Below are 24,333 nucleotides of genomic sequence, written 5' to 3'. Positions count from 1 at the left end.
AACGGCGACGCCGATCGATGTGCATCAGTGCGGACCGGCGGCCGAGCCTTCGTTACAATGGCCGCTAATCCGATAACCAGATTCACGCGATCCTTGAACAATGACACTCCGCCCGGCCTTGAAGTCGCGGCCGGCAGCCAAGGCAAGATCGTCCGTCTCTCGGGCCAGTGGACGGCGCTCGCGCTCGCGCGCGATCGCGACACCGGGCACGTGATTCCGGAACTGCGTTCGCTGACCGGCGCGCAGGGCATCGGCGAGTGGGACCTGTCGCGCGTCGACCGGATGGACCACGTCGGCGGCCAGGCGCTGTGGCGCGTGTGGGGCCGCAAGATGCCGCCGGGCACCGCGCTCACGGACACGCAGCGCGACATCTTCGAGCGCATCGCGCTGCTCGACACGGTGCGCGAGAGCGCCGAGCCGGTCACGCGCCTCGATCCCTTTACGCGTCTCGGCCTCGGGCTCTTCTCGTTCGTCGAGCACATGCAGGGCGGCGTCGCGATGCTCGGGCGCTTCGTGCTCGATCTGCTCGCGATCGTGCGCAAGCCGAAACTCACGCCGTGGACCGAAATCTCCGCGAACATCTACAACGCCGGCGCTCGGGCGCTGCCGATCACCGCGCTGGTCGCGTTCCTGATCGGCATCGTGTTGAGCTATCTGTCGGCACAGCAATTGCGCATGTTTGGCGCGAACCAGTTCATCGTCAATATTCTCGGCCTCGCGGTGATTCGCGAACTCGGCCCGGTGCTGTCGGCGATTCTGGTGGCGGGCCGCTCGGGCTCGGCGATCACCGCGCAGATCGGCGTGATGCGCGTGACCGAGGAGCTCGACGCGATGCGCGTAATGGGCATCCCGCACGGCCTGCGGCTGATCCTGCCGCGCGTGATCGCACTGGCCGTCGCGATGCCGCTGCTCGTGATGTGGACCAACGTGATCTCGTTGACGGGCGGCGCGCTCGCCGCGAAGCTCGTGCTCGGCATCGACATGAGCTTCTTCGCGCGCCAGCTGCCGAACGTCGTGCCGATCGCGAACCTGTGGATCGGGCTTGGCAAGGGCGCGGTATTCGGCATGCTGATCGCGATCGCGGGCTGTCATTTCGGCTTCCGTATCAAAGCCAATTCGCAGAGTCTCGGCGAAGGCACGACGACCTCGGTGGTCACGTCGATCACCATCGTGATTCTCGCGGACGCGGTGTTCGCGATCCTCTTTCAAAACGTGGGGCTAGGATGATCGCGCCACTCACCGAAGCCGTACGCGGCCAACCCGTACCGTCGATCGCCGAGCCGGTGATCGAGGTGATCGACATCACCAAGCGCTACGGCCGCAACATCGTGCATCAGCATCTGAGCCTCGAGGTGCGGCGCGGCGAGATCGTGTCGATCGTCGGCGGCTCGGGTTCGGGCAAGACCACGCTGGTGCGGCAGATTCTCGGCCTCGAGCGCCCGTCCAGGGGCACGATCAAGCTGTTCGGCGAAGACCTCGCAACGATCTCGCCCGACACCGCGCTGCTGATGCGCAGCCGCTCCGGCATGCTGTTCCAGCGCGGCGCGCTGTTCTCGTCGCTGTCGGTGTTCGACAACGTCGCGCAACCGGTGCGCGAACTCGGCAAGGTGCCCGAAGACCTGCTGCGCGACATCGTGATGCTGAAGCTCGAAATGGTCGGGCTGCCGTGCAAGCACGCGTCGAAGATGCCATCGGCGCTGTCGGGCGGCATGATCAAGCGGGTTGGCATCGCGCGCGCGATCGCGCTCGAACCCGAACTGCTGTTCCTCGACGAACCGACCGCCGGCCTCGACCCGGAGGCGTCCGACGAATTCGTCGAGCTGATCTCAGGGCTGCATCGCGCGCTCGGTCTGACGGTCGTGATGATCACGCACGATCTCGATACGATGGTCGCACTGTCGACACGCGTGGCCGTGCTGGCCGATCGCAAAGTGCTCGTCAACGCGCCGGTCGAGGAGGCCGCGGGCGTCGACCATCCGTTCATCCACGAATATTTCCTCGGCCTGCGCGGGCGCCGCGCGCTGCAGGCGCTGCCGCCGGAGCGCCGCGCGAAGCTGCCGCAGGCGGCGCTCGAGCCGGCGTCGTCCGAGTTGCCGCTGTGAGGCGGGCCGCCATGAACCGGGCCGCTATGAACCAGGGAAACTGACAATGGAAAACAAAGCGCATGCGTTCTGGGCCGGGCTCTTCACGGTCGTGCTGACGGCGGCGATCGCGCTGGCGGCGTATCTGTTCAACGTCGACCGCACCGTGCGGGTGCCGTACGACCTGATCGCGCGCACCAGCGTGAACGGCCTCTTTGCGGACGCGGCGGTGCGCTTTCGCGGGCTCGACGTCGGCCGTGTGCAGTCGATCAAGTTCGATCCGAAACATCCGGGGGAGATCCTGATCCGCATCATGGTCGACGAGCACGCGCCGATCACGCATTCGACGTTCGGCAGCCTCGGCTTGCAGGGCGTGACCGGCCTCGCGTTCATCCAGCTCGACGATACCGGGCGCGATCTGACGCCGCTGCCGTCGTCAGCCCAAAAGGTCGCACAATTGCCGATGCGCCCGGGTCTGTTCGACCAGTTGCAGCGACGCGGCGACGTGCTGCTGCGCAAGCTCGAAAAAGTCACCGACAACGTGAACAACATGCTCTCGCCGGAAATGGTCGCGCAGCTGCACGACACCGCGGCGAGCATCGCGCAGGCGGCCTCGGGCGTCGCGACGCTGACTCGTGAGATGGCGCCCGTCGCCAGCAAGCTGCCCGGCACGGTCGACCAACTGAACCACACGCTCGCGTCGACCAACCAGATGATCACGAACCTGAACCGTCCGGACGGGCCCCTCGAGCGCAATCTGGACAAGGTCGGCACGGCCGCGCAGCAGGCGGGCGATGCGCTCACGCAGATGAACATGTCGCTGCAGGACCTGTCCGCGCGGGTCGGCTACGAGACGCTGCCGCGCGTCAATTCGCTGACCGAGGACGTGCGCGCGGCGGCGCAATCGATCGACCGCGCCGCCGACACCTTCAACACCAATCCGCGCAGCGTTCTGTTCGGCGCGCCGCGCCCGGCGCCGGGTCCGGGCGAGGCCGGCTTCGCGTGGCCCGCCGCTACCGCGCCCGCAGCTCACTGAATCCGCAGGCTAGAACAGAGGAAGATGCCCATGTCACGCTCGATTCACCGACTGTTGTCCGCGCGCGCCGCGCTCGCGGCGCTGCTTGCGTTCGGCGTGCTGGCGGCGGGCTGCGCGGGCACGTCCGCAGTGGTGTCGGACATCCGCTACGACTTCGGACCACCGCCGCAGGCCGTCGCGGCGAGCCGGCTGCCGGCCGTCAAGGTGCTGGAGGTCAGCGCGCCGTCCGTGCTCGAATCCGATCGGATGACTTATCGGCTGAGCTACGCCGACGCGCAGCAGACGGCCGCCTACGCCAACAGCCACTGGACGATGATGCCGTCGCAACTGCTGACGCAGCGCCTGCGCAATGCGCTGAGCGAGCGCGGCACCGTGCTGACGGGCGCGGACGGCGTGACCGCGCCGGTGCTGCGGGTCGATCTGACCGAGTTCGAGCAGGTGTTCGACAGCCAGACGGACAGCCACGGCGCGATCACCGCGCGTGCGACGCTGATGCAGGGCGGCAAGGTGATCGGCCAGCAGACCTTCGTCGCGCACGTGCCCGCGCATTCGGCGGATGCGGCCGGCGGCGCACGGGCGCTCGCCGCGGCCAGCGACGACCTCGTTGCGCAGATCACCACGTGGCTCGGCTCGCAGGCGCTGGTCGCCGCGCAATGACGGGCGGGCCGCGCACGCAACGGAGCGCTGCATGAGCGAACGCCCCTGGCTGCGCCGCCCGTCGACGCTGGCCCGTCAGGCGCTGCTGCTTTACACGGCGCTGATCGTCTACGGGTCGTGGTATCCGTTCTCGGGCTGGCGCTCGCTCGGCATCACGCCGTTCGCCTATCTGTTCGATCCGATGCCGCAGTACCTGACGGCGTTCGACGTCGTCACCAACGTGCTCGGCTATATGCCGTTCGGCGCGCTGGTGGTGCTCGCGGTGTACCCGCGTTGGCGCGGCACGCTGGCCGTCGCGCTCGCGTTCGTGTTGGGCGGTCTGCTGTCAGGCACGATGGAAGCCGTGCAGACCTATCTGCCGACACGCGTCGCCTCCAATCTCGATCTCGCCGCCAACACGCTGGGCGCGCTCGTCGGCGCGGCGGTGATGTCGCCGTTGACCGGCGCGCTGCTCGACCGCGGCCTGCTCAGGCGTTTGCGGTTGCTGTGGTTCGAGCGCGGCCATGCGACGCTCGCGTGCCTCGTCGCCGCGTGGCCGTTTGCGACGATGTATCCGTCGCCGCGTCTGTTCGGTCTCGGCAACTGGCCGCGCGCGCTGTGGCTGAGCGTCGATCCGGCCACCCAGGACGCGCTGCTCGCGTGGACGCCGTCCGCGTGGCATGTCGGCGCATGGCCGGCGGCGGCCGCCGCGTGGCTGGACGACGACACATGGGAAGCGCTGATCACGGCGCTAAACCTGTTCGCGGCGCTCGCGCTTGCATCGCTGCCGGCGCGCCGTCATGCGCCTCGCGTGCGCCTGCTGTTCGTGTTCATCGTCGCGACCTTGTGCGTGAAGGCCGGCGCGACGTTCCTGCAATCGCAATCGGGCCTCGCGTTCGACTGGGCGACGCCCGGCGCGCTAATCGGACTCGTGTGCGGCACCGTCGCGGCGCTCGTCGCGCTGCCGCTGCGGCGGCGGTTGCGTGCGACGCTCGTCGGGGTCGCGCTGGTCGTCGCACTCGTGTTCGTCAATCTGCTGCCGGTGAACCCGTATTTCGACGCCGTGCTCGCCGACTGGCGGCAGGGACGCTATCTGCATTTCAACGGGCTCGCGCGCTGGCTCGCATGGATATGGCCCTATGCGGCGCTGGTGTGGCTCGCGTTCGCGGTCGAGCGGGCGTGGCTCAAGCGGCGCGCGAGGCGGGCGTGACGTGCTTGCGCGCCGGCCGCCAGGTCCCGACGCCTGCACAGCCCGGTCGCTATAATCGTCCGCACCGCCATTGCACTTCCTTTCAGGCTCGCCTCCCGAACATCATGGATTCCTTCTACAAGCACCACGTTTTCTTCTGTCTGAATCAACGCGACCCCGGCGCCGAGCGTCCGAGCTGCGCGAACTGCAACGCACAGGCGATGCAGGAATACGCGAAACAACGCGTGAGAAGCAACTCGGCCTCGCCGGGCCCGGCCAGGTGCGCATCAACAAGGCCGGCTGCCTCGATCGCTGCGAACTGGGCCCGACGCTCGTCGTGTATCCCGAGGCGGTCTGGTACACCTACGTCGACGAGAGCGACATCGACGAGATCGTCGAATCGCATCTTGCGAACGGCAAGATCGTCGAGCGTCTGAAGATCGATCAATAACGCGAATCACAAAACGATCCATCCCGATGAACGTCAACACGAAGAAGTATCTGATCGACGGCCCGGTCGGCAAGATCGAGGTCGCGCTGGACCTGCCCGACGGTGTGCGCGAAAAAGGCGCCGCGCCACGCGGCATCGCGCTCGTCGCGCATCCGCATCCGCTGTTTGGCGGCACGATGGACAACAAGGTCGCGCAGACCCTCGCGCGCACGCTCGTGCAGCTGAACTACGTCACTTACCGGTCGAATTTCCGCGGCGTCGGCCAGACCCAGGGCGAGCACGACGCGGGCGTCGGCGAGCGCGACGATCTGCGCGCGGTGCTCGAGCACATGCGCGCAGATCCGGACTACGGCGATCTGCCGCTCGTATTGGCGGGCTTTTCGTTCGGCACCGTGGTGCTGTCGCACGTCGCGGCGAAGCTGCGCGATGAAGGCCGGGAAATCGAGCGCATCGTGTTCGTCGGTACCGCGGCGAGCCGCTGGGACGTCGCACCCGTGCCCGAAAGCACACTCGTGATCCACGGCGAAGTCGACGAGACCGTCCCCGTCCAGTCCGTGTTCGACTGGGCGCGGCCGCAGGAACTGCCGGTCGTCGTGATTCCGGGCGCCGAGCACTTTCTGCATCGCAAGCTTCACATCCTGAAGCGGATCATCGTCGACGCCTGGCGCTGAAAACGCGCGACGCGCATTTTGCGGGGGACAGGTGCGCGCAAACGTGTGCAAATCGACGACACGCGCGCGAAGCTGACCAGGTAGCGCGCGTATAATGGGCGCTCTTTTTTTGGGCACAGCGCCGTCCAGCCGGCAGAATCGCGCGCCGCGGAATCATTTCGCGGGAGGGCGCGGCCGGGTGCGCAGCGCTGCGCTCGCGAACCGATTGCGTCGCCATCAGTCCAACGGGCGCCCGCCGTTTTACGGCCAGATGCCCCGCCGACCGGCTCCCCCAACTCCGCGCGCTGTCGCGCAACGAATTTTTCTGCACGAATCGATCCTATGCGTTTCTCCTCCTCTGGCCGCATGTCATTCCCTTCACTCGCTTCTTTCGTTCCCGCTTCGCTCAATCGCGCCGTCGCCGTCGGCCTCGTGCTGCCGGCCACGCTCGTCGCCGGCACCGCGTTCGCGCAGGTGCCGCCGCCGGGCGTCAGCGCGCGCTCGTGGGTGCTCGTCGACGCGACCAGCAACCAGGTGCTCGCGTCCGCCAATGCCGACGAGCGCGTCGAGCCGGCGTCGTTGACCAAGCTGATGACCGCGTATCTCGTGTTCGAGGCGCTCGACACGAAGAAGATCACGATGGATCAGAGCATCGAGCCGAGCGAAGCCGTGCGGCGCGTGCGCAACGACGAATCGCGCATGTTCATCGAGGCGCTCAAGCCGGTGACCGTGCATGACCTCGTGTACGGCATGATCGTGCAGTCGGGCAACGACGCGGCAATTGCGCTCGCCGAACTGGTGGGCGGCAGCGAGGCGCAGTTCGTCGACATGATGAACAAGGAGGCGCAAAAGCTCGGCATGACGCACACGCATTTCGCCGACGTGAACGGCATGCCCGACCCGCAGCACTACACGACCGCGGGCGATCTCGCGATCCTGTCGGCCCGCCTGATTCGCGACTATCCCGAGTACTACAACATCTTCTCGGTCAAGGAATTCACGTACAACAAGATCAAGCAGCCGAACCGCAACCGTCTGCTGTGGATCGACCCGACCGTCGACGGTCTGAAGACCGGTCACACGCAAGCGGCCGGCTACTGCCTGATCGCGAGCGCGAAGCGTCCGCTGCCGGGCACGACCGACGCGTCGCGCCGTCTCGTCTCGGTGATGATGGGCGAGACCAAGGAGCACGACCGCGTGCAGGACAGCCTGAAGATGCTGAACTACGGCTACACCGCCTACGACACGACGCGTCTGTACAAGGCGAACCAGGTCGTGGCCACGCCGCGCGTCTACAAGGGTTCGCAGGACAGCGTGCAGGTCGGCGTGAAGAGCGACCAGTACATCACGCTGCCGAAGGGCGCCGCCGACAAGGCGAAGCCGCAGATCGAACTCAACGATCCGCTCGTCGCGCCGATCGCCAACGGCCAGCAGATCGGCACCGCCAAGCTCGTCGCCGACGGCAAGGTGCTCGCGCAATTCCCGGTGGTCGCGCTGCAGCCGGTGCAGCAAGCCGGTGTGGTGGGCCGCGTGTGGGATTCGCTGATGCTGATGTTCAACAAGAAAAAGTAAGGGCTACGTCGCAATGACCGTTGTCTCCGAGGTTTCGCCGGACCCGATCGTTCATCTGAACGGCGAACTGGTGCCGTTGTCCGAAGCGCGCGTGCCGGTGCTCGACCGCGGCTTCATTTTCGGCGACGGCATTTACGAAGTGGCGCCGTTGTACGCGCACGCGAGCGGACGGCGCACCGCGTTTCGTCTGAAGCAGCATCTGGCGCGTCTCGCGCGCTCGGTCGGCAAGATCGGCATCGCCAATCCGCTCGACGACGCTGGCTGGCGCGAGCTGATCGGACGCGTGGCCGAGGCCAACGAAACGGACGGCGGCTTGCGTGCCGATCAGGACGCGATCGCATACATCCAGGTCACGCGTGGCGTCGCGAAGCGCGCTCACGCATTTCCGGCCGGCGTGAAGCCGACCGTGTTCGTGATGGTCACCGCGCTGAACCTGCCCGCCGCCGCGCAGCGCGCAAGCGGTGTCCCGTGCGTGAGCGCCGAGGATCGTCGCTGGCTCAATTGCGACATCAAGTCGGTGTCGCTGCTCGGCAACGTGCTGATGGCGCAATACGCGGCCGAAAACGACGCCTTCGAGACGCTGCAGTTCCGCGATGGTTTGCTGACCGAAGGGTCGTCGTCGAACGTGTGGATCGTGAAGGATGGCGTGCTGGCCGCGCCGCCGCGCAGCAACAGGATTCTCGAAGGGATCCGCTATGGGCTCATCGAGGAGCTGACGGCCGAATGCGGTATCCGCTTCGAAGCGCGCGACATCACCGAAGCTGAAGTGCGCGCGGCCGATGAAATCATCGTCAGCTCGGCGACCAAGGAAGTGCTGCCGGTCACGCGGCTCGATGGCGCGCCGGTCGGCGCGGGCCGCCCGGGCGCGGTGTTTGCGGAGCTGTATGCGGCGTATCAGCGAGCCAAGGCGGCTGAAGCCGCCGCGGCGGAAGAAGGAGTAGAGAATGAATCCCGAGAACGACTCACTGTTTGAATTCCCCTGCGATTTCCCGATCAAGATCATGGGCAAATCGCATCCCGAGTTTGCCGCGACGATCGTCGAAGTGGTGCGCGTGTTCGATACCGAGGTCGATGCGTCGCGCGTCGAGACGCGGCCGTCGAGCAGCGGCACCTACACGGGGCTGACCGTCCACGTGCGGGCGACGAGCCGCGCGCATCTCGACGACATCTATCGCGCGCTGACCGGCCATCCGATGGTCAAGGTCGTGCTGTAACACCGCGCGGTTTTTCACCTTGCGGCGCGACGCGCAACGCGTCCGCCGTCACTCCCTGCGCCGCCAGGCGCGCGCGCGCCGCGGGACCCGCCTCGCAGGCGAGATCGAACAGCAGCCTGAAGCGCGCCACCTCGTCGAACACCCAGTCGCGAAACGCCTTGACCCGCGCGGTCCCCAGCGTCTGCGGCAGGCAGACCAAATAGTATTGCCACGGGCTCGGCCCATCCACATCAAAGAGCCGCACGAGCCGGCCCGCCGCGATCTCGTGCATCGCGAGCGAGCGGCGCGTCAGCGCGACCCCCTGGCCGTCGACGGCCGCCTGCAACAGATTCGACGAATCCTGATACAGCACGCCGCGCTTCGGCTCCGGCCAGTCGGTGAGGCCGGCGGCGTCGAACCATGGGCGCCATAGCTCGTCGTCGGAGCGCAGCAGCGGGACTTTGGCGAGATCGGCCGGGGTTTGCGGCAGCTTGCCGCCGTTGAAGTTGGGCGAGCAGGCGGGGAAGAAAATCTCGTCGAGCAGCAGCTCGGCGTGCAGCCCCGGATATTTGCCGAAGCCGAAACGGATCGCGACGTCGACGTCGTCGCGCGCGAAGTCCGTCAGCGCATTGGTGGTCAGCAACTCGAGATCCCACTGCGGATTTGCCTCGATAAAGCTGCCGATGCGCGGCGTCACCCAGCGGGCCGCGAACGACGACAGCATCGATATCACGAGGCGCCGCTCGCGGTCGCCGGCACGGATCGCGCGAGTCGCGTCGGCGAGCTCCATCAACGCGGCGCGCACCTGGGTGGCGTAGCGACGGCCGGTTTCGGTGAGGCGCACGCGCTTGCCGTCGCGCGCGAACAGCGACACGCCGAGCTCGGCCTCGAGCGCGCGGATCTGGTGGCTGACCGCGCCGTGCGTGACGAACAACTCGTCGGCGGCGCGCGAAAAGCTTTCGTGGCGGGCGGCGGCTTCGAACGCCTTGATCGCGTTCAGGGCGGGGAGTTGACGCAGGTCCATCGCAATATTTCTCACATAGACGTGAAAATTGATCGTTTTGCCCAAGTCCTTGCTGCACCTAGGATTCTAGTCATGAAACGATTTTTGGCGAGGGCCTCATGCGAGAAATTTCCTCTAGTATTGCATATGAAATCCGCACCGGCGACACGCTGCCGCTGAAGGTCGCGCGCAGCACGAAGTTGCGCGTGCATGGCGGCGCGGTGTGGGTCACGCGCAGCGACGATACGAAGGACTACTGGCTGCAGCCCGGGCAGACGCTGCATCTGCGGCGCGGCGAGCGGCTCTGGCTCAGCGCCGAGGGCGCCACGTTCGCGAAGGTTACGTTCTCGGTGCCGACGCGCTGCGACGAGCGCGCGCTGAACTGGCTCGCTCGCATCGGCGAGCGCTGGATGATGCGTGTGCGCGGCGGCTGGCACACCGTTTGACGGTGGCGCGGCGCAAAAGCCGTGCGTGACGCCGGGGCCGGCAGGGTACCGGCCCCGGCTGTGCAGGTTCCTGGTGGCCGCGGGCGCGGTTTCCGAGATTTCGGTAAACTCCCGGAATCATGTGCGCCACCCCGGTCTCTCCGTCTCCGCTACCTGCCATCGAGCCGCCCATGCTGCGCTGGCTCGGCCGCGAACCCTACGAAGCCAGTTTCGACGCGATGCGCGCCTTCACCGACGCCCGCACCGCCGACACCGCCGACGAAATCTGGCTCGTCGAGCATCCGCCCGTCTTCACGCTCGGCCAGGCCGGCGATCCGGCGCACCTGCTCGCGGCAGACAGCAACATTCCGCTCGTCAAGGTCGACCGCGGCGGGCAGATCACGTATCACGGGCCCGGCCAGGTGGTCGCCTATCTGCTGCTCGACCTGCGCCGGCGCAAGCTGATGGTGCGCGAGCTGGTCACCCGGATCGAGCAGGCCGTGATCGACACCCTCGCGGCGTATAATCTCGCCGGAGAACGCAAGGCGGGCGCCCCCGGCATCTACGTGGCGCCCGGGCCCGACGCCGGGCTCCATGCCGGCGCCAAGATCGCGGCGCTTGGCCTGAAAATCCGCAACGGCTGCAGCTATCACGGCGTGAGTCTGAACGTGAACATGGACCTGCGGCCGTTTCTCGCGATCAATCCATGCGGCTACGCGGGGCTCGAAACAGTCGACATGGCGACGCTCGGCATCGCCGCGGGCTGGGACGACGTGGCCCGTACCCTCGCAGCAAGTCTCACCGCAAACCTCGACGGCAATCCCGCGGCCGTCGCCCAACCGCAGGCCGGTGCGCTCACCGCCTGACTGGATCGAACGAATGACTGACGTAACCGCGAATTCCGCAGCAGCCACCCCCGCGCCCGAAGGCGTGCCGGCCCCCGCCGCCTACGACGCCACCGCGAAGCAGAAAGCGCAAGCCAAGACCGCGCGCATCCCGATCAAGGTCGTTCCGATCGAAAAGCTGAAGAAGCCGGACTGGATCCGCGTGAAGGCGGCCACCGGCAATTCGCGCTTCTACGAGATCAAGCAGATCCTGCGCGAGCACAATCTTCACACGGTGTGTGAAGAGGCGAGCTGCCCGAACATCGGCGAATGTTTCGGCAAGGGCACCGCGACCTTCATGATCATGGGTGACAAGTGCACGCGCCGCTGCCCGTTCTGCGACGTCGGCCACGGCCGTCCCGATCCGCTCGACGCCGACGAACCGGCCAACCTCGCGCGCACCATCGCTGCGCTGAAGTTGAAGTACGTGGTGATCACCAGCGTCGACCGTGATGATCTGCGCGACGGTGGCGCGGCGCACTTCGTCGAATGTATCCGTCAGACGCGCGAGCTGTCGCCGCAAACGCGTATCGAAATCCTGACGCCGGACTTCCGTGGCCGCCTCGACCGCGCGCTCGGCATCCTGAATGCGGCGCCGCCCGACGTGATGAACCACAACCTCGAAACGGTGCCGCGTCTGTACAAGGAAGCGCGCCCGGGGTCGGATTACGCGCATTCGCTGAAGCTGCTGAAGGACTTCAAGGCGCTGCATCCGCACGTCGCGACCAAGTCCGGCCTGATGGTCGGCCTCGGCGAAACCGAAGAGGAAATCCTGCAAGTGATGCGCGATCTGCGCGAGCACGACGTCGACATGCTGACGATCGGCCAGTACCTGCAGCCGTCGGAGCACCATCTGCCGGTCCGCGCTTACGCGCATCCGGACACCTTCAAGATGTACGAGGAAGAGGCGTACAAGATGGGCTTCTCGCACGCCGCGGTGGGCGCGATGGTTCGTTCGAGCTATCACGCCGACGTGCAGGCGCATGGAGCCGGCGTGGTCTGACGCGCTCGCACCTCGCCGCTGTTGCCTCGCTTCACGCCCGCAGAAACGAAAAGCCCGCCGATGTGCGGGCTTTTTTCATAGACCGCTCTTCTATCAGCAAGGAAACGACACGTGGCAACCCCGATGGATCGCGGGACCTCCGCACAATGGCCTTATCCGCGGCTGATCGCGCACCGCTGCGGCGGTACGCTTGCGCCGGAAAACACCTTGGCCGGTTTCGACGCCTGCGTGCGCTACGGCTATCGCATGGTCGAATTCGACGCGAAGCTGTCCGCCGACAACGCGCTGTTCCTGCTGCATGACGACACGCTCGATCGCACGACCAACGGCCACGGGCCGGCGGCCACGCACACATGGCAGCAACTCGCCGCTCTGGATGCCGGCGCGTGGCGCGGCGCGGAGTTCACCGGCACGCGGCTGCCGACGCTGGCCGACGCGGCCGAGCGTTGCGCGCGCGACGGCATCGCGGCGAACATCGAGATCAAGCCGTGTCCGGGCCGCGACGTCATCACCGGCGCACTGGTCGCCCAAGGCGCGCTCGAGCTTTGGCAAGGGCAGACGCAGCCGCTGTTGTCGTCGTTTTCGTTCGATGCGCTCGCCGCCGCGCGCGATGCCGCGCCATCGCTGCCGCGCGGCATGCTGTTCGAGCAGGTACCGGCGGACTGGCTGCGCATCGTGCGCGAACTCGACTGCGTCTCGCTGCACGCGAGTCACCGCTATCTGAGCGAACCGCTGGTCGCGCGGATCCGCGCGGCCGGGCTGCGCGTGCTCGCTTACACGGTGAACGATCCGGCGCGCGCGCGGTTGCTCGAAGAATGGGGCGTCGACATGATCTGCACGGACCGGATCGATCTGTTGACGTGACGTTGCGCTCGCAAGCTCCGCACAAACCCCTGCGGGTTTCCCCGCAAACGCGCGCGCACCGAATTCCGGATTCCCCGACAGCGCTCGTCCTGATTTCCGGAAACCCGGACGGCGCGCGCCGAGCTGTGCCGGAAAATCCATAAAAATCAAGGCTTCCAGTCTGAAATCAAACTGGCATCGACCTTGCGAAAGAAAGCGCGTGGCCGCCACGGCCCGACAAAAAAGCAAGGAGACAAAATGTCCGATTTCCCTTCCCGGTATTTCTGAATTCGTCGTCTTTGCAGCGGTCCGCCAACGTGCGCCCGCGCGACGACGTTTCGTTCGCGTGTCGCGCCTCGCGGCGGGTCATCAGCTCATATCCCTCGCAGGAACCATCGTGAAGAAACCTATCCATAAAGTGCTGTACGTCCAGGTGATCGTGGCGATCATCGTCGGCATCGTACTCGGGCATTTCTACCCGAACCTCGCCATCGACATGAAGCCGCTCGGCGATGGCTTCATCAAGCTGATCAAGATGGTGATCGGGCCGATCATCTTCTGCACGGTCGTGACGGGCATCGCCGGCATGGAGGACATGAAGAAGGTTGGACGCGTCGGCGGCAAGGCGCTGTTGTACTTCGAAATCGTCTCGACCTTCGCGCTGGTACTCGGCCTCGCCGCCACGCACCTGCTGCGACCGGGCGCCGGCTTCAACGTCGATCCGGCCTCGCTCGACGGCCGCGCGGTTGCGTCGTATGCCGCGAAGGCGCACGGCCAGTCGACGGTCGACTTCTTCATGCACATCATTCCGGACACGCTGTTGTCGGCGTTCGCGCAGGGTGAGATCCTGCAGATCCTGTTGATCGCGCTGCTGTTCGGCGCCGTGCTCGCAACGGCCGGTGAGAAGGGCAAGCCGGTGACCAACTTCATCGAAGGGCTCTCGCACATCCTGTTCGGCATGGTGCGCATCATCACGAAGCTCGCGCCGATCGGCGCGTTCGGCGCGATGGCCTTCACGATCGGCAAGTACGGCATCGGCTCGCTGCTGCCGATGCTCAAGCTGGTCGGCACGTTCTATCTGACCTCGATCGTGTTCGTGGTGGTCGTGCTCGGCGCGATCGCGCGGGCGGTGGGCTTCAACATCCTGCGTTTCGTCGCATACATCAAGGAAGAGATGCTGATCGTGCTCGGCACGAGCTCGTCCGAAGCCGCGCTGCCGCAGCTGATGCTGAAACTCGAAAAGCTCGGCTGCTCGCGCTCGGTGGTGGGCCTCGTGGTGCCGACCGGCTACTCGTTCAACCTCGACGGCACCAACATCTACATGACGATGGCGGTGCTGTTCATCGCTCAGGCGACCAACACCGACCTTACGTGGGGCCAGCAGCTGACGCTGCTCGCGGTGACGATGCTGACCTCGAAGGGCGCGAGCGGCGTGACCGGCGCGGGCTTCATCACGCTCGCGGCGACGCTGGCCGTGGTGCCGACGATTCCGCTGTCGGGCATGGTGCTGATCCTTGGCATCGACCGGTTCATGAGCGAGTGCCGCGCGCTGACGAACATCGTCGGCAACGGTGTCGCGACGGTCGTCGTGTCGGCCTGGGAAAAGGAGCTCGATCGCAGCAAGCTGAACAAGGTGCTGCGCGGCGAGGTGGCGGTCAAAGAGCCGGCCGGCGTTTGAGTCGCGCCTCGCCAACCCTGTCGTGACCAGCGCGGACGCTTAAGCATGAAACCGGCGTCCGCGCGACCTTCCGAGGCGTCTGGCGGCGAGACCGCCGGCAAAAGTCGCGGCCCAGCCCTCGACGCGTCTGGCGGCGACGCCTTGCCGCCCTATGCCACAATGTCCGATGCACATCGTTCGGACTTTGCCAACGTGACCCGCCGCCTGCTGATTCTCTTCGCGCTCGCAGCCGGGCTCGCGGCGGCATGCTGGCTCACCTACAGCCTTGCGTGGAAAAGCGGTGTCGACACGCTGCGGCGCAACGCCGCCGTGCGCGCCGAGCGCACCGCGAGCGCGCTCAAGAGCACGCTCGAACGCTACGAATCGCTGCCGTATCTGCTCGCCGAGCATCCGATCGTGCAGGATGTGCTGATCGATCCGAATCCCGCCAACGTCAAGCGAGCGAATCTCTATCTCGAAGACCTGAACCGCCACGCGCGCGCGACGGTCACCTACATCATTTCGCTCGACGGCTACTGCATCGCCGCCAGCAACTGGCGCGGGCCGGGCAGCTTCGTCGGCGCGGGCTATCAGTTCCGGCCGTATTTCGTCGATGCAATGAAAGGCGGCGTCGGCCGCTTCTTCGGCATCGGCACGATTTCGCAGGCGCCCGGCTACTACATCTCGCAGCCGGTGCGGCGCGACGGCAAGATCGTCGGTGTGGCGGTCGTCAAGCTCGATCTCGAATGGTTTCAGGGCGTGGACGCGTCCGAGCCGCTCGTCGTCACCGACGATCATGGCGTGATCTTCCTGTCGTCGGTGCCGGCATGGAAGTACCACACGATTCGGCCGCTGCCCGGCCAGATCGCCAATTCGATCTACCAGGCTCGCCAGTACGCGCGGCAGCCGATCGAGCCGCTACCGGTGACGGTCGAGCGCATACTCGAAGGCAATGCGCAGATCCTGCGCATCGGCGGCGGGCGCTCCGCGCCGCGCTTCCTCGCGTCGCGTCACGCCATGGGCGAGCCGGACTGGCATCTGATCACGATGTCGCCGGTCGATCCGGTCGATGCCGACGCGCGCAAGGCGACCATCGTCACCGGCTTCGGCTATGTATCGCTGGTGCTGCTCGCGTTCTACTGGCGCATGCGGCGCGCGCGCGTGCGCGAAATGATGCGCAGCCGCGCGCTGCTGCAGAAGGCCTATGCCGAGCTGAATCAGCGCGTCGCCGAGCGCACCGCCGATCTGTCCGAGGCGAACGAGCAGTTGCACAAGGAAGTCGCCGAGCGTACACGCGCCGAGCAGGAACTGCGCGCCGCGCAAGACGAACTGATCCAGGCGAGCAAGCTGGCCGCGCTCGGTCAGATGGCGGCCGGCATCACGCACGAGCTGAACCAGCCGCTCGCTGCGCTGCGCAGTTTTTCCGATAACACGCGCGTGCTGCTCGAACGCGGCGATCAGGCATCGGCGCGCGAGAATCTCGAAGCGATCGCGGCGCTCACCGAGCGCATGGGCAACATCACGAACCAGTTGAAGCTGTTCGTCGGCCGCGCGCGGCCGCGCAGCGCGCGCGCGTCGATCGTGCGGGCCCTGCGCAACGTCGTCGCGTTGCTGCAAAAGCGCCTGCAGGGCGTCGAACTCGAGTTCGTGCTGATCGATATCGCGGCCGACATCGACACCGACGCCGCCGCTGCGGCAGGCGGCGCGCGCACGCCGCTGAATCTCGCCGACGATCATCCGGAGCTGGTCGCGAATTGCGACGATCTGCGGCTCGAACAGGTGCTGATCAACCTGCTCGGCAACGCGCTCGACGCAACCGCCGGCATGAACCCGCCGCATATCACGGTCGAGGTGGAGGCCGGCGTCGCGAACCTGTCGATCGCGGTCGGCGACAACGGCCCCGGCATTCCCGACGACGTGTTGCCGCACCTGTTCGAACCGTTTTTCACGACGAAGGAAATGGGCCAGGGGCTCGGCCTTGGCCTCGCGATTTCATCGTCGATCGCGCGCGATTGCGGCGGCTCGCTCGTCGCGCGCAACGCGCCGCACGGTGGCGCATCGTTCGTGTTGACGCTGCGTCGTGCGCGTGTGCAGACCAGCCCCTCGTACGATCCGCTGACCGCGGGCTCCTGATTTCACCCCGAAGCATCACCCGGAACACGCAATGAACGACGGCCTGCAAGTGCTGTATATCGAAGACGACGAACTGGTGCGCCGCGCGAGCGTGCAGAGCCTGCAACTGGCGGGCTTCGACGTGGTCGGCCATGCGTCGGTCGAGGCTGCGGCGAAGCTGATCAGCGCGGACTTCTCCGGCGTGATCGTCAGCGATATCCGGCTGCCCGGCGCGAGCGGTCTCGACCTGCTCGCGCAGTGCCACGAGCGCGCGCCCGACGTGCCGGTGATTCTGGTCACCGGCCACGGCGATATCTCGATGGCCGTGCAGGCGATGCGCGACGGCGCCTACGACTTCATCGAAAAGCCGTTCGCGTCCGAGCGGCTGATCGAAACCGTGCGGCGCGCGCTGGAGCGCCGCAAGCTCGTGCTCGAAAACCTCGCGCTGCGCCGTGAGCTGGCCGGGCAGAACGCGGTCGCGCCGCGCATCATCGGCCGCAGTCCGGCGATCGAGCAGGTGCGGCGGCTGATCGCCAACGTCGCGCCGACCGATGCGTCCGTCCTGATCAACGGCGATACCGGCGCGGGCAAGGAGCTGATCGCGCGCAGCCTGCACGAGTTGTCGCCGCGGCGTGACAAGCCGTTCATCGCGGTGAACTGCGGCGCGCTGCCCGAGCCGATGTTCGAATCGGAGATGTTCGGCTACGAGCCGGGCGCGTTCACCGGCGCGGCCAAACGGCGGATCGGCAAGCTCGAACATGCGTCGGGCGGCACGCTGTTTCTCGACGAGATCGAGAGCATGCCGCTCGCGCTGCAGGTCAAGCTGCTGCGCGTGCTGCAGGACGGCGTGCTGGAACGGCTCGGCTCGAATCAGCCGATTCGCGTCAATTGCCGCGTGGTCGCGGCTGCAAAAGGCGACATGGCCGAGCACGTCGCGGATGGCTCGTTCCGGCGCGATCTGCTGTACCGGCTCAACGTGGTGACGATCGCGCTGCCGCCTTTGAGCGAGCGTCGCGAGGACATCGTGCCGCTGTTCGAGCATTTCCTGCTCGATGCTGCCGTCCGTTATCAGCGGCCGGCGCCGATGCTCACCGATCGCCAACGTGCGAGTCTGATGCAGCGAGACTGGCCGGGCAACGTGCGCGAGCTGCGTAATGCCGCCGACCGCTTCGTGCTCGGCATCGCCGACGAACCGGTGCTGTCGTTCGGCGAAGACGGCGGGGCCACCCATCCGCTGAAGGAGCGTGTCGAGCAGTTCGAGCGCGCGATGATCGCCGAGGCGTTGGAGCAGGCGGGCGGCGTGGTCGCGGTCGCGGCGGACCGGCTGCAGCTCGGCAAGGCGACGCTCTACGAGAAGATCAAGCGATATGGCCTTGCGGCCAAAGGGGAAGGGGAGCGGTGAGGAGGCGTACGCCGGCGGCGGGAGGTTGCGCCGGCGCGTGGGGATCTGCTTGCGCCGGCTTAAGCCGCGCCAGCCTTCAGCGCTTTCGCGAGCAACTGGTCGAGTTCCGCGAACTGCGGCTCGCCGACATAGCGCTTCAGGATCTTGCCGTCTTTATCGACGACGAAGGTGGTCGGCGTGAGCTGCACGTTGCCGAACCGCTTGGCGGCCGAGCCGTCGTCCATCGCGACCTTGAACGGCAGCTGACGCGTTTGCGTGTAATTGGTCACGTACATCGGCGCGTCGTAGTTCATTGCCACCGCGACGAATTCGAGGCCCTGGCCCTTGAAGCGGTTATAGGTCTCGACCATCTGCGGCATTTCCTTCATGCAGGTGTCGCAACTCGTTGCCCAGAAGTTGACCAGATAAACCTTGCCTTTGAGGTCCGCGGTCGTGAGCTTCTGTCCCGATAGCAGCGTGAAGGTCGCATCGGGTACGCGCTGCTGGCCGGCAAACGCGAAGTAACCGGCGACGGCGAGCGCAATGGCGATGGCCACCGCAATCAGATAGCGAAGCGGGTTCGTGCGCCGGACGGCGGTCGGTGAATTGGAACTCATGGACGGATCCTCGTGAGTCGCGCGCGGCGCGGAACAATGGGGCGGTGTGATGGCCCGCGGGCCGGTACTGAGCAACGCTTCTATTCTAGCTCCAATGGGTTCGGCTGCGCCGAAATGGCGGGACGGCTGCGCTCCGCGTCGGCCCGGCAGTCGATCAGCGGATAATGGCGCTTTACGCTCCGAGAAGCCCGATCTTCCGTCCCATGCTCCGAACCGTTCTTCGCGTCTGCTCTTTAGTTGCCCGCGTTTCTTGCCGTTTTCCGTTGATCAGCCGATTGTCCGCCCGCCGTGCGGGCGTGTTCCAACCGGCGGGCCTATTTCTCCGCGCATTCACGCGATCCGGTCACGCTCGAACCGTGATCGGCGCGGCGACGGCCGCGTTGGCGCTCGGCGTCGCGCTCAGCGCCTGCTCACCGACCTTCAACTGGCGCACCGTGATGAACAACGACAAGGGCTACACGGTCGACTTCCCAGCCAAGCCGGGCAACGATCAGCGCGCGGTGCAGATCGGCGGCACACCGATGCAGATGGCAATGCAGACCGCCGAAGCGGGCAATGCGGTCTTTGCGGTCGGCACCGTGATGCTGCCCGACGACAGCGACGCGACCCAGCGTGCCGCACTCGATTTCCTGCGCGCGGGACTGGCGCGCAATGTCGGCGCGACGCCCGATGCTCACCCAGCGCAAATCCCGCTGGCGGCGGGCGGCAAGATACCGGGGCTGGAAATGACGGTGAGCGGCGCGGCGGGCGCCAAACACGAGACGCGCACGGTGTATGCGCGGCTCGTCGCGCGCGGCCGGCACGTGTACCAGGCGGCGATCATCGCCGATCAACCGCTGCCGCAAGAGCAGGTCGACCAGTTTTTTTCGTCGTTCCAGCTGTACTGAATGCGGTATTTTTGGCCGGTCGGGCGCACCTCAGAGGGCCGAACGCAGTGAAAGTTCCTTCGCAGGTTTGTACGCTAATTGCCGGTTTACGTTGAGATTTTTGAGTTACGCGCACAGCCTGTGGATAACTCTGTTGAGAAGTCGGCCTCAATGGCCGCAAAAGCCCATCAGGCGGGCCTTCCGGCAAAATCCACAGGCGTAGGGAATTTAAAAAAATACATTTGAATCAATGGCTTGGCGAGATGCGCGTCTGCGCGCTTTTGAGTTGTATCAAAATCTAACAGGATCGCGCGTATGTGAATAAGTCAAGTCTTGACAGTCGTTTTTTCTCCTCATAACGAGCCAAAAGCGCGGCGGTATTGGATTGCCTCGGCGACCTGCGCGGCGCTCGGCATCGCCGCGCCAGCCAGGTCCGCGACGGTGCGCGCGACCTTCAACACCCGGTAGTACGCCCGCGCCGACCAGCCAAAGCGCTCGCCGGCTTCGCGCAGCAGCGCCTCGCCCGCTGCGTCCGGGCGGCATACATCGTCCACTTCGCGTCCGTCCAGCTCGCGGTTGGTCTTGCCTTGCCGGGCCAGTTGCCGCTCGCGCGCAGCGCTCACGCGCTCTGCGATCGCCACGCTTGCTTCGCCGGTGGTGGCGGCGCGTGCCGCGAGTTCGGTGGCGGTCAGTGCTGGAATTTCGAGCTGGATGTCGATGCGGTCGAGCAGCGGTCCCGACAATTTACGCAAATAGCGCGCCGCAACTTCAGGCGTACAGCGGCAGCGCCCGCCCGGATCGCCGCGCCAGCCGCACGGGCACGGGTTCATTGCGGCGATCAGTTGGCAGGCGGCGGGGAAATCCGCTTGCCAGGCGGCGCGCGAGATCGTGATGCGGCCAGCTTCGAGCGGCTCGCGCAGCGTTTCGAGCACCACGCGATCGAATTCGGGAAGTTCGTCCAGAAAGAGCACGCCCAGATGCGCGAGCGTGATCTCGCCAGGCTGCGGCGGATTGCGTCCGCCGACCAGCGCCGCCGCGCTCGACGAATGGTGCGGCGCGCGAAACGGCCGCTGGCGCCACTGCGACGGCTTGAAGCCGATGCGGCTCGCGGACAGTAGCGCGGCGGAGGCGAGCGCTTCGTCGTCGGTCATGGGCGGCAGCAAGCTGGGCAGGCGTGCCGCGAGCATCGACTTGCCGGCGCCGGGCGGTCCGATCAGCAGCACGTGATGGCCGCCGGCCGCCGCGACTTCGAGGGCGCGCCGAGCGGCGCGCTGGCCAATCACGTCGGCCATGTCCGGCGCCGGGGCAGCGGCGTGCTCGTTGAGCTCGGGCGCGGCGACAGGACTAAGACGCGCGTCCGGCGAGCCTGCGAGATGCGCGCATAGCGACGGCAGATCGGCGGCGCCGAACACGTCGACGCCGGGCACGAGCGCCGCTTCCGCCGCGCTCGCGGCCGGCAGGTAAAGCTGTGGGGTATGGAAGGCCGGTGCGGCTAGTTGATCGAGGAGGGCGGGCAACGCAGAACGCGCTTCAGATGAAGCGTCGGCGTCGCCGGCGTTCGCCAGAGCGCCGCGCGCGGTGCCGCAGGCCATCGCGAACGCGCCGCGCATCGGCCGCAGCGCGCCGGTCAGCGAGAGCTCGCCGGCAAACTCGCGATGGAGCAGCGATTCGGCGGGAATCTGCCCGCTTGCGGCGAGGATGCCGAGCGCGATCGGCAGATCGAAACGACCGGATTCTTTCGGTAGATCGGCCGGCGCGAGGTTGACGGTGATGCGGCGGACTGGAAAATCGAAACCGCAGTTCTGCAGCGCCGCGCGCACGCGTTCACGGCTCTCGCGCACTTCCAGATCGGGCAGGCCGACGATCGAAAAGGACGGCAGCCCATTGGCGAGGTGAACCTCGACGGTCACATCGGGCGCACGGCCAGCGGCCGGCGCGCGGCTGCGCACCACGGCAAGCGACATATTCTCTCCCGTCGGACGGCGCGCTCACATCGCGCGCAAATCCCCTAAAACGCTGATGACGTCACGGCCCGCTTGCCTGTGATGAGCGGCACTGCGCAGCGCGAAGGCTGCGAGCAGCGCTTACGGCGTCTGCGTGAGCGGCAATTTCTGCTCGAGCTCGGCGACGCGGCGCTCGAGTTCTTCGAGGCGCGCGCGCGTACGCACGAGCACCTGGGTCTGCGTATCGAATTCCTCGCGCGTGACCAGATCGAGCTTCGAGAAGCCCTGCGACAGCATTGCCTTGACGTTGCGTTCGACATCCTTGGCCGGCGAATTCTTGAACAGATCGCTGACGCGAGCCTGGAAGTCGTTAAAAACGTCGTTCGGTTGTTTCATCGTATTCCCCTTGGTGCACAAAAAAAGTGCATGTTTCATTGCGCCCGTGCCCCGTTACGGCGAACGGGCGATCCTGGTGCGCGCGACGTATTGGTTGCCGCGGCCGCGTGAGCGTGTTTGGTGCGCGCCCTCGCGTTCAGAACGTTCGAACACTCTAGCAACGATCCCCCCGCCGCGCCACCGCCCGCCGCGCCGCTGGCCGTTCGGACAAGGCCGCTCGGGCGCGCTGCGCCACGCGCGCGAGGCGCGCTCCGACACAACATGGCATAGGAGTTGCTGTTACTGCCCCGCGCGCGCACTGCCAGGGCGCTTTTCCCGGTAGCGCAGGAGACACCGTCACGGGTACGCCACGGGGCACAACGGATCAGCAATAACTAGCGAGGATTTCATGAAACTCATTACCGCAATCATCAAGCCGTTCAAGCTGGATGAAGCGCGCGAAGCCCTGTCGGCGATCGGCGTGTCGGGCATCACGGTGACCGAAGTCAAAGGCTTCGGACGGCAGAAGGGCCACACCGAGCTGTATCGGGGCGCCGAATACGTCGTCGACTTTCTGCCGAAGGTGAAGATCGAAGCGGCGGTATCGGACGACATCGTCGATCAGGCGATCGAGGCGCTCGAGCGCGCCGCGCGTACCGGCAAGATCGGCGACGGCAAGATCTTCGTCACGCCGATCGAGCAGGTGGTTCGGATCCGCACCGGCGAGACCGGCGCGGACGCACTGTAAAAGACCAGAACATCGCGACACGGACAGCGACAAGAGGAAAACCAAGATGCGCAAACTAATGATGTCCCTGCTGATGGCCGGCTCGCTGCTCGCGGGCGGTGTCGGCACCGCCCTCGCGGACGATGCGTCCGCTCCCGCAGCCGCCTCCGCTCCCGATACGACGGCGAGCGCGCCCGCACCGGACGCCTCCGCCGCAGCCGCTGCCCCGGCGGCCTCGGCTCCCGCCGCCGATGCATCGGCCGCCGCCGCGGCCGCGCCGGCCACCCCGACCGCGCCGTTCTCGGTCGATTCGTCGAAGATCAACTCCGGCGACACCGCGTGGATGCTGACCTCCACCGCGCTGGTGCTGTTCATGACGATCCCGGGTCTCGCGCTGTTCTACGGCGGCATGGTCCGCAAGAAGAACGTGCTCGCGACGCTGATGCAAAGCTTCGCGATCACCTGTGTCGTGACGATCGTCTGGACCGTGGTGGGCTACAGCCTCGCGTTCACGCCTGGCAGCTCGTTCATCGGCGGCTTCTCGCGCGTGTTCATGACGGGCATGAACTACATCAAGGGCGACAAGGCCACGACGCTGACCGTCAGCCACCTCGCGCCGACGATCCCCGAGACGGTCTACTTCGTCTACCAGATGACCTTCGCGATCATCACGCCGGCGCTGATCACCGGTGCGTTCGCGGATCGCATGAAGTTCTCGGCGATGCTGGTGTTCATGACGCTGTGGTCGATCATCGTCTACTCGCCGATCGCGCACATGGTGTGGGAGCCGAGCGGCTGGCTGGCTAGCGCGGGCATCCTCGACTTCGCGGGCGGCACGGTGGTGCACATCAACGCCGGTATCGCGGGTCTGGTCTGCTGTCTGGTGCTCGGCAAGCGCGTCGGCTATGGCAAGGAAGCGATGGCGCCGCACAACCTGACGCTCACGCTGATCGGTGGCGCGATGCTGTGGGTCGGCTGGTTCGGCTTCAACGCGGGTTCGGCCGTGGCAGCGGATGGCCGTGCCGGCTTCGCGATGTTCGCGACGCAGGTGGCGACCGCCGCGGCGGCGCTCGCGTGGATGTTCGCCGAATGGGCAGCCAAGGGCAAGCCGTCGGTGCTCGGTATCGTGTCGGGCGCGGTCGCGGGTCTGGTGGCGATTACGCCAGCGTCGGGCTTCGTCGGCACGGTCGGGGCGCTCGTGATCGGTATCGTCGCGGGTGTGGTCTGCTTCTGGGCGGCCACGTGGCTCAAGCACAAGTTCGGGTACGACGATTCGCTTGACGCGTTCGGCGTGCACTGCATCGGCGGGATCATCGGTGCGCTGCTGACCGGCGTGTTCGCGGTCAAGGACATCAGCGGCTCGGACGGCAGCGTGATCCTGCAGGCGAAGGGCGTGCTGACGACGCTGATCTACAGCGGCGTGGTGAGCTTCGTGCTGCTGAAGATCATCGACCTGGTGATGGGCATCCGCGTGACCGAAGAGCAGGAGCGCGAAGGCCTCGACGTGAGCCTGCACGGCGAGAAAGTCGAATAACGGAGAACCTGTCCCGGTTCGGCCCGGGCTCCCGGGCCCGTCAGTAAGAAAAAATGGTTAAGCAAGCGCAGCAATTTCGCCCGCCTTCATGGCGGGCTTTTTTCTTGCTGATCGGGTTGCGAACGGCGATTTTCCGCGCCTATCATCGAGATAGG

The 24,333-nt window shown here is 66.3% G+C and carries 23 protein-coding genes and 1 pseudogene; 20 read left to right on the top strand and 4 right to left on the bottom strand.

The window, feature by feature from the left end; all coding sequences use genetic code 11:
* Positions 1-93 precede the first annotated feature (93 nt).
* The 10 genes and pseudogenes from OKW38_RS17570 to OKW38_RS17525 all read left to right on the top strand — a co-directional run bounded on the left by OKW38_RS17570 (position 94) and on the right by OKW38_RS17525 (position 8,829).
* Positions 94-1,227, top strand: coding sequence for an MlaE family ABC transporter permease (locus OKW38_RS17570; protein WP_090802823.1), 1,134 nt, complete (start codon positions 94-96; stop codon positions 1,225-1,227).
* On the top strand, positions 1,224-2,102 hold the full coding sequence (locus tag OKW38_RS17565) for an ABC transporter ATP-binding protein (RefSeq protein ID WP_090802824.1): 879 nt from the start codon (positions 1,224-1,226) through the stop codon (positions 2,100-2,102). The genes OKW38_RS17570 and OKW38_RS17565 overlap by 4 nt, the downstream gene beginning before the upstream one ends.
* A 46-nt stretch (positions 2,103-2,148) precedes the next feature.
* Entirely contained in the window at positions 2,149-3,117 is a 969-nt protein-coding gene (locus tag OKW38_RS17560; protein WP_090802825.1) for an MlaD family protein, read from the top strand.
* Between the two features lie 30 nt (positions 3,118-3,147).
* Positions 3,148-3,774: an ABC-type transport auxiliary lipoprotein family protein gene (locus tag OKW38_RS17555; RefSeq protein ID WP_429335678.1), complete on the top strand. Its 627-nt coding sequence runs from the start codon at positions 3,148-3,150 to the stop codon at positions 3,772-3,774.
* 31 nt (positions 3,775-3,805) lie between these two features.
* Positions 3,806-4,963 (top strand): VanZ family protein, encoded by a 1,158-nt coding sequence (locus OKW38_RS17550; RefSeq protein WP_429362466.1) that lies wholly within the window; start codon positions 3,806-3,808, stop codon positions 4,961-4,963.
* A 104-nt stretch (positions 4,964-5,067) separates the two neighbouring features.
* Positions 5,068-5,393 (top strand): annotated as a pseudogene (locus tag OKW38_RS17545) ((2Fe-2S) ferredoxin domain-containing protein).
* A 26-nt stretch (positions 5,394-5,419) separates the two neighbouring features.
* Positions 5,420-6,064 (top strand): alpha/beta hydrolase, encoded by a 645-nt coding sequence (locus OKW38_RS17540; protein ID WP_090802833.1) that lies wholly within the window; start codon positions 5,420-5,422, stop codon positions 6,062-6,064.
* Between the two features lie 321 nt (positions 6,065-6,385).
* Positions 6,386-7,615 carry a D-alanyl-D-alanine carboxypeptidase family protein gene (locus OKW38_RS17535; RefSeq protein ID WP_429362464.1) on the top strand — a complete coding sequence of 410 codons (1,230 nt, stop codon included), beginning with the start codon at positions 6,386-6,388 and terminating at the stop codon, positions 7,613-7,615.
* A 13-nt stretch (positions 7,616-7,628) separates the two neighbouring features.
* Positions 7,629-8,588 (top strand): D-amino acid aminotransferase, encoded by a 960-nt coding sequence (locus OKW38_RS17530; protein WP_090802837.1) that lies wholly within the window; start codon positions 7,629-7,631, stop codon positions 8,586-8,588.
* The gene (locus tag OKW38_RS17525; RefSeq protein WP_018419275.1) at positions 8,560-8,829 is read left to right on the top strand and encodes a DUF493 family protein; all 270 of its coding nucleotides are present in this window, start codon (positions 8,560-8,562) and stop codon (positions 8,827-8,829) included. The genes OKW38_RS17530 and OKW38_RS17525 overlap by 29 nt, the downstream gene beginning before the upstream one ends.
* Here OKW38_RS17525 and OKW38_RS17520 read toward each other — a convergent pair.
* Positions 8,813-9,832 carry a transcriptional regulator GcvA gene (locus OKW38_RS17520; RefSeq protein ID WP_429362462.1) on the bottom strand — a complete coding sequence of 340 codons (1,020 nt, stop codon included), beginning with the start codon at positions 9,830-9,832 and terminating at the stop codon, positions 8,813-8,815. The two genes, OKW38_RS17525 and OKW38_RS17520, sit on opposite strands and share 17 nt — an antisense overlap.
* A 98-nt stretch (positions 9,833-9,930) precedes the next feature.
* On the opposite strand from OKW38_RS17520, the gene OKW38_RS17515 reads away from it, so the two are divergent.
* The 7 genes from OKW38_RS17515 to OKW38_RS17485 all read left to right on the top strand — a co-directional run bounded on the left by OKW38_RS17515 (position 9,931) and on the right by OKW38_RS17485 (position 18,137).
* The gene (locus OKW38_RS17515; RefSeq protein WP_090802839.1) at positions 9,931-10,257 is read left to right on the top strand and encodes a DUF2917 domain-containing protein; all 327 of its coding nucleotides are present in this window, start codon (positions 9,931-9,933) and stop codon (positions 10,255-10,257) included.
* Positions 10,258-10,376: 119 nt separating this feature from the next.
* On the top strand, positions 10,377-11,102 hold the full coding sequence (gene lipB / locus OKW38_RS17510) for a lipoyl(octanoyl) transferase LipB (RefSeq protein WP_090802840.1): 726 nt from the start codon (positions 10,377-10,379) through the stop codon (positions 11,100-11,102).
* A 13-nt stretch (positions 11,103-11,115) separates the two neighbouring features.
* Positions 11,116-12,123 (top strand): lipoyl synthase, encoded by a 1,008-nt coding sequence (gene lipA, locus OKW38_RS17505; RefSeq protein WP_429362461.1) that lies wholly within the window; start codon positions 11,116-11,118, stop codon positions 12,121-12,123.
* Between the two features lie 111 nt (positions 12,124-12,234).
* Positions 12,235-12,987, top strand: coding sequence for a glycerophosphodiester phosphodiesterase (gene ugpQ, locus OKW38_RS17500; RefSeq protein ID WP_429362460.1), 753 nt, complete (start codon positions 12,235-12,237; stop codon positions 12,985-12,987).
* Positions 12,988-13,363: 376 nt separating this feature from the next.
* The gene (locus OKW38_RS17495; protein ID WP_184062578.1) at positions 13,364-14,644 is read left to right on the top strand and encodes a dicarboxylate/amino acid:cation symporter; all 1,281 of its coding nucleotides are present in this window, start codon (positions 13,364-13,366) and stop codon (positions 14,642-14,644) included.
* A gap of 45 nt (positions 14,645-14,689) precedes the next feature.
* Complete coding sequence (locus tag OKW38_RS17490; protein WP_429362459.1) at positions 14,690-16,756, top strand: sensor histidine kinase; 2,067 nt, start codon at positions 14,690-14,692, stop codon at positions 16,754-16,756.
* Positions 16,757-16,787: 31 nt separating this feature from the next.
* Positions 16,788-18,137, top strand: a complete 1,350-nt coding sequence (locus OKW38_RS17485) for a sigma-54-dependent transcriptional regulator (RefSeq protein ID WP_018419283.1) — start codon at positions 16,788-16,790, stop codon at positions 18,135-18,137.
* 59 nt (positions 18,138-18,196) lie between these two features.
* Here OKW38_RS17485 and OKW38_RS17480 read toward each other — a convergent pair whose 3' ends face one another.
* Positions 18,197-18,733, bottom strand: coding sequence for a TlpA disulfide reductase family protein (locus OKW38_RS17480; protein WP_429362457.1), 537 nt, complete (start codon positions 18,731-18,733; stop codon positions 18,197-18,199).
* 203 nt (positions 18,734-18,936) lie between these two features.
* Here OKW38_RS17480 and OKW38_RS17475 point away from each other — a divergent pair, with 203 nt between their 5' ends.
* Positions 18,937-19,620: a hypothetical protein gene (locus tag OKW38_RS17475; RefSeq protein WP_429362456.1), complete on the top strand. Its 684-nt coding sequence runs from the start codon at positions 18,937-18,939 to the stop codon at positions 19,618-19,620.
* 332 nt (positions 19,621-19,952) lie between these two features.
* Here OKW38_RS17475 and OKW38_RS17470 read toward each other — a convergent pair whose 3' ends face one another.
* On the bottom strand, positions 19,953-21,563 hold the full coding sequence (locus OKW38_RS17470; RefSeq protein WP_429362454.1) for a YifB family Mg chelatase-like AAA ATPase: 1,611 nt from the start codon (positions 21,561-21,563) through the stop codon (positions 19,953-19,955).
* A gap of 120 nt (positions 21,564-21,683) precedes the next feature.
* A complete protein-coding gene (locus OKW38_RS17465) occupies positions 21,684-21,938 on the bottom strand; it encodes an accessory factor UbiK family protein (RefSeq protein ID WP_026228952.1) in 255 nt (84 codons plus the stop codon).
* 388 nt (positions 21,939-22,326) lie between these two features.
* Between OKW38_RS17465 and OKW38_RS17460 the strand changes: the two genes are divergently transcribed.
* Both OKW38_RS17460 and OKW38_RS17455 read left to right on the top strand, forming a co-directional pair.
* A complete protein-coding gene (locus OKW38_RS17460; protein ID WP_013088261.1) occupies positions 22,327-22,665 on the top strand; it encodes a P-II family nitrogen regulator in 339 nt (112 codons plus the stop codon).
* A gap of 46 nt (positions 22,666-22,711) precedes the next feature.
* Entirely contained in the window at positions 22,712-24,178 is a 1,467-nt protein-coding gene (locus OKW38_RS17455; RefSeq protein WP_429362452.1) for an ammonium transporter, read from the top strand.
* Positions 24,179-24,333: the final 155 nt, after the last annotated feature.

Origin of the sequence: Paraburkholderia sp. MM5496-R1 (assembly GCF_050436205.1) — a bacterium.
Classification (GTDB): Bacteria; Pseudomonadota; Gammaproteobacteria; order Burkholderiales; family Burkholderiaceae; genus Paraburkholderia; species Paraburkholderia tuberum.
Note: the sequence above shows the minus strand (reverse complement) of the source record. Positions and strands in the feature narration are given on the sequence as shown.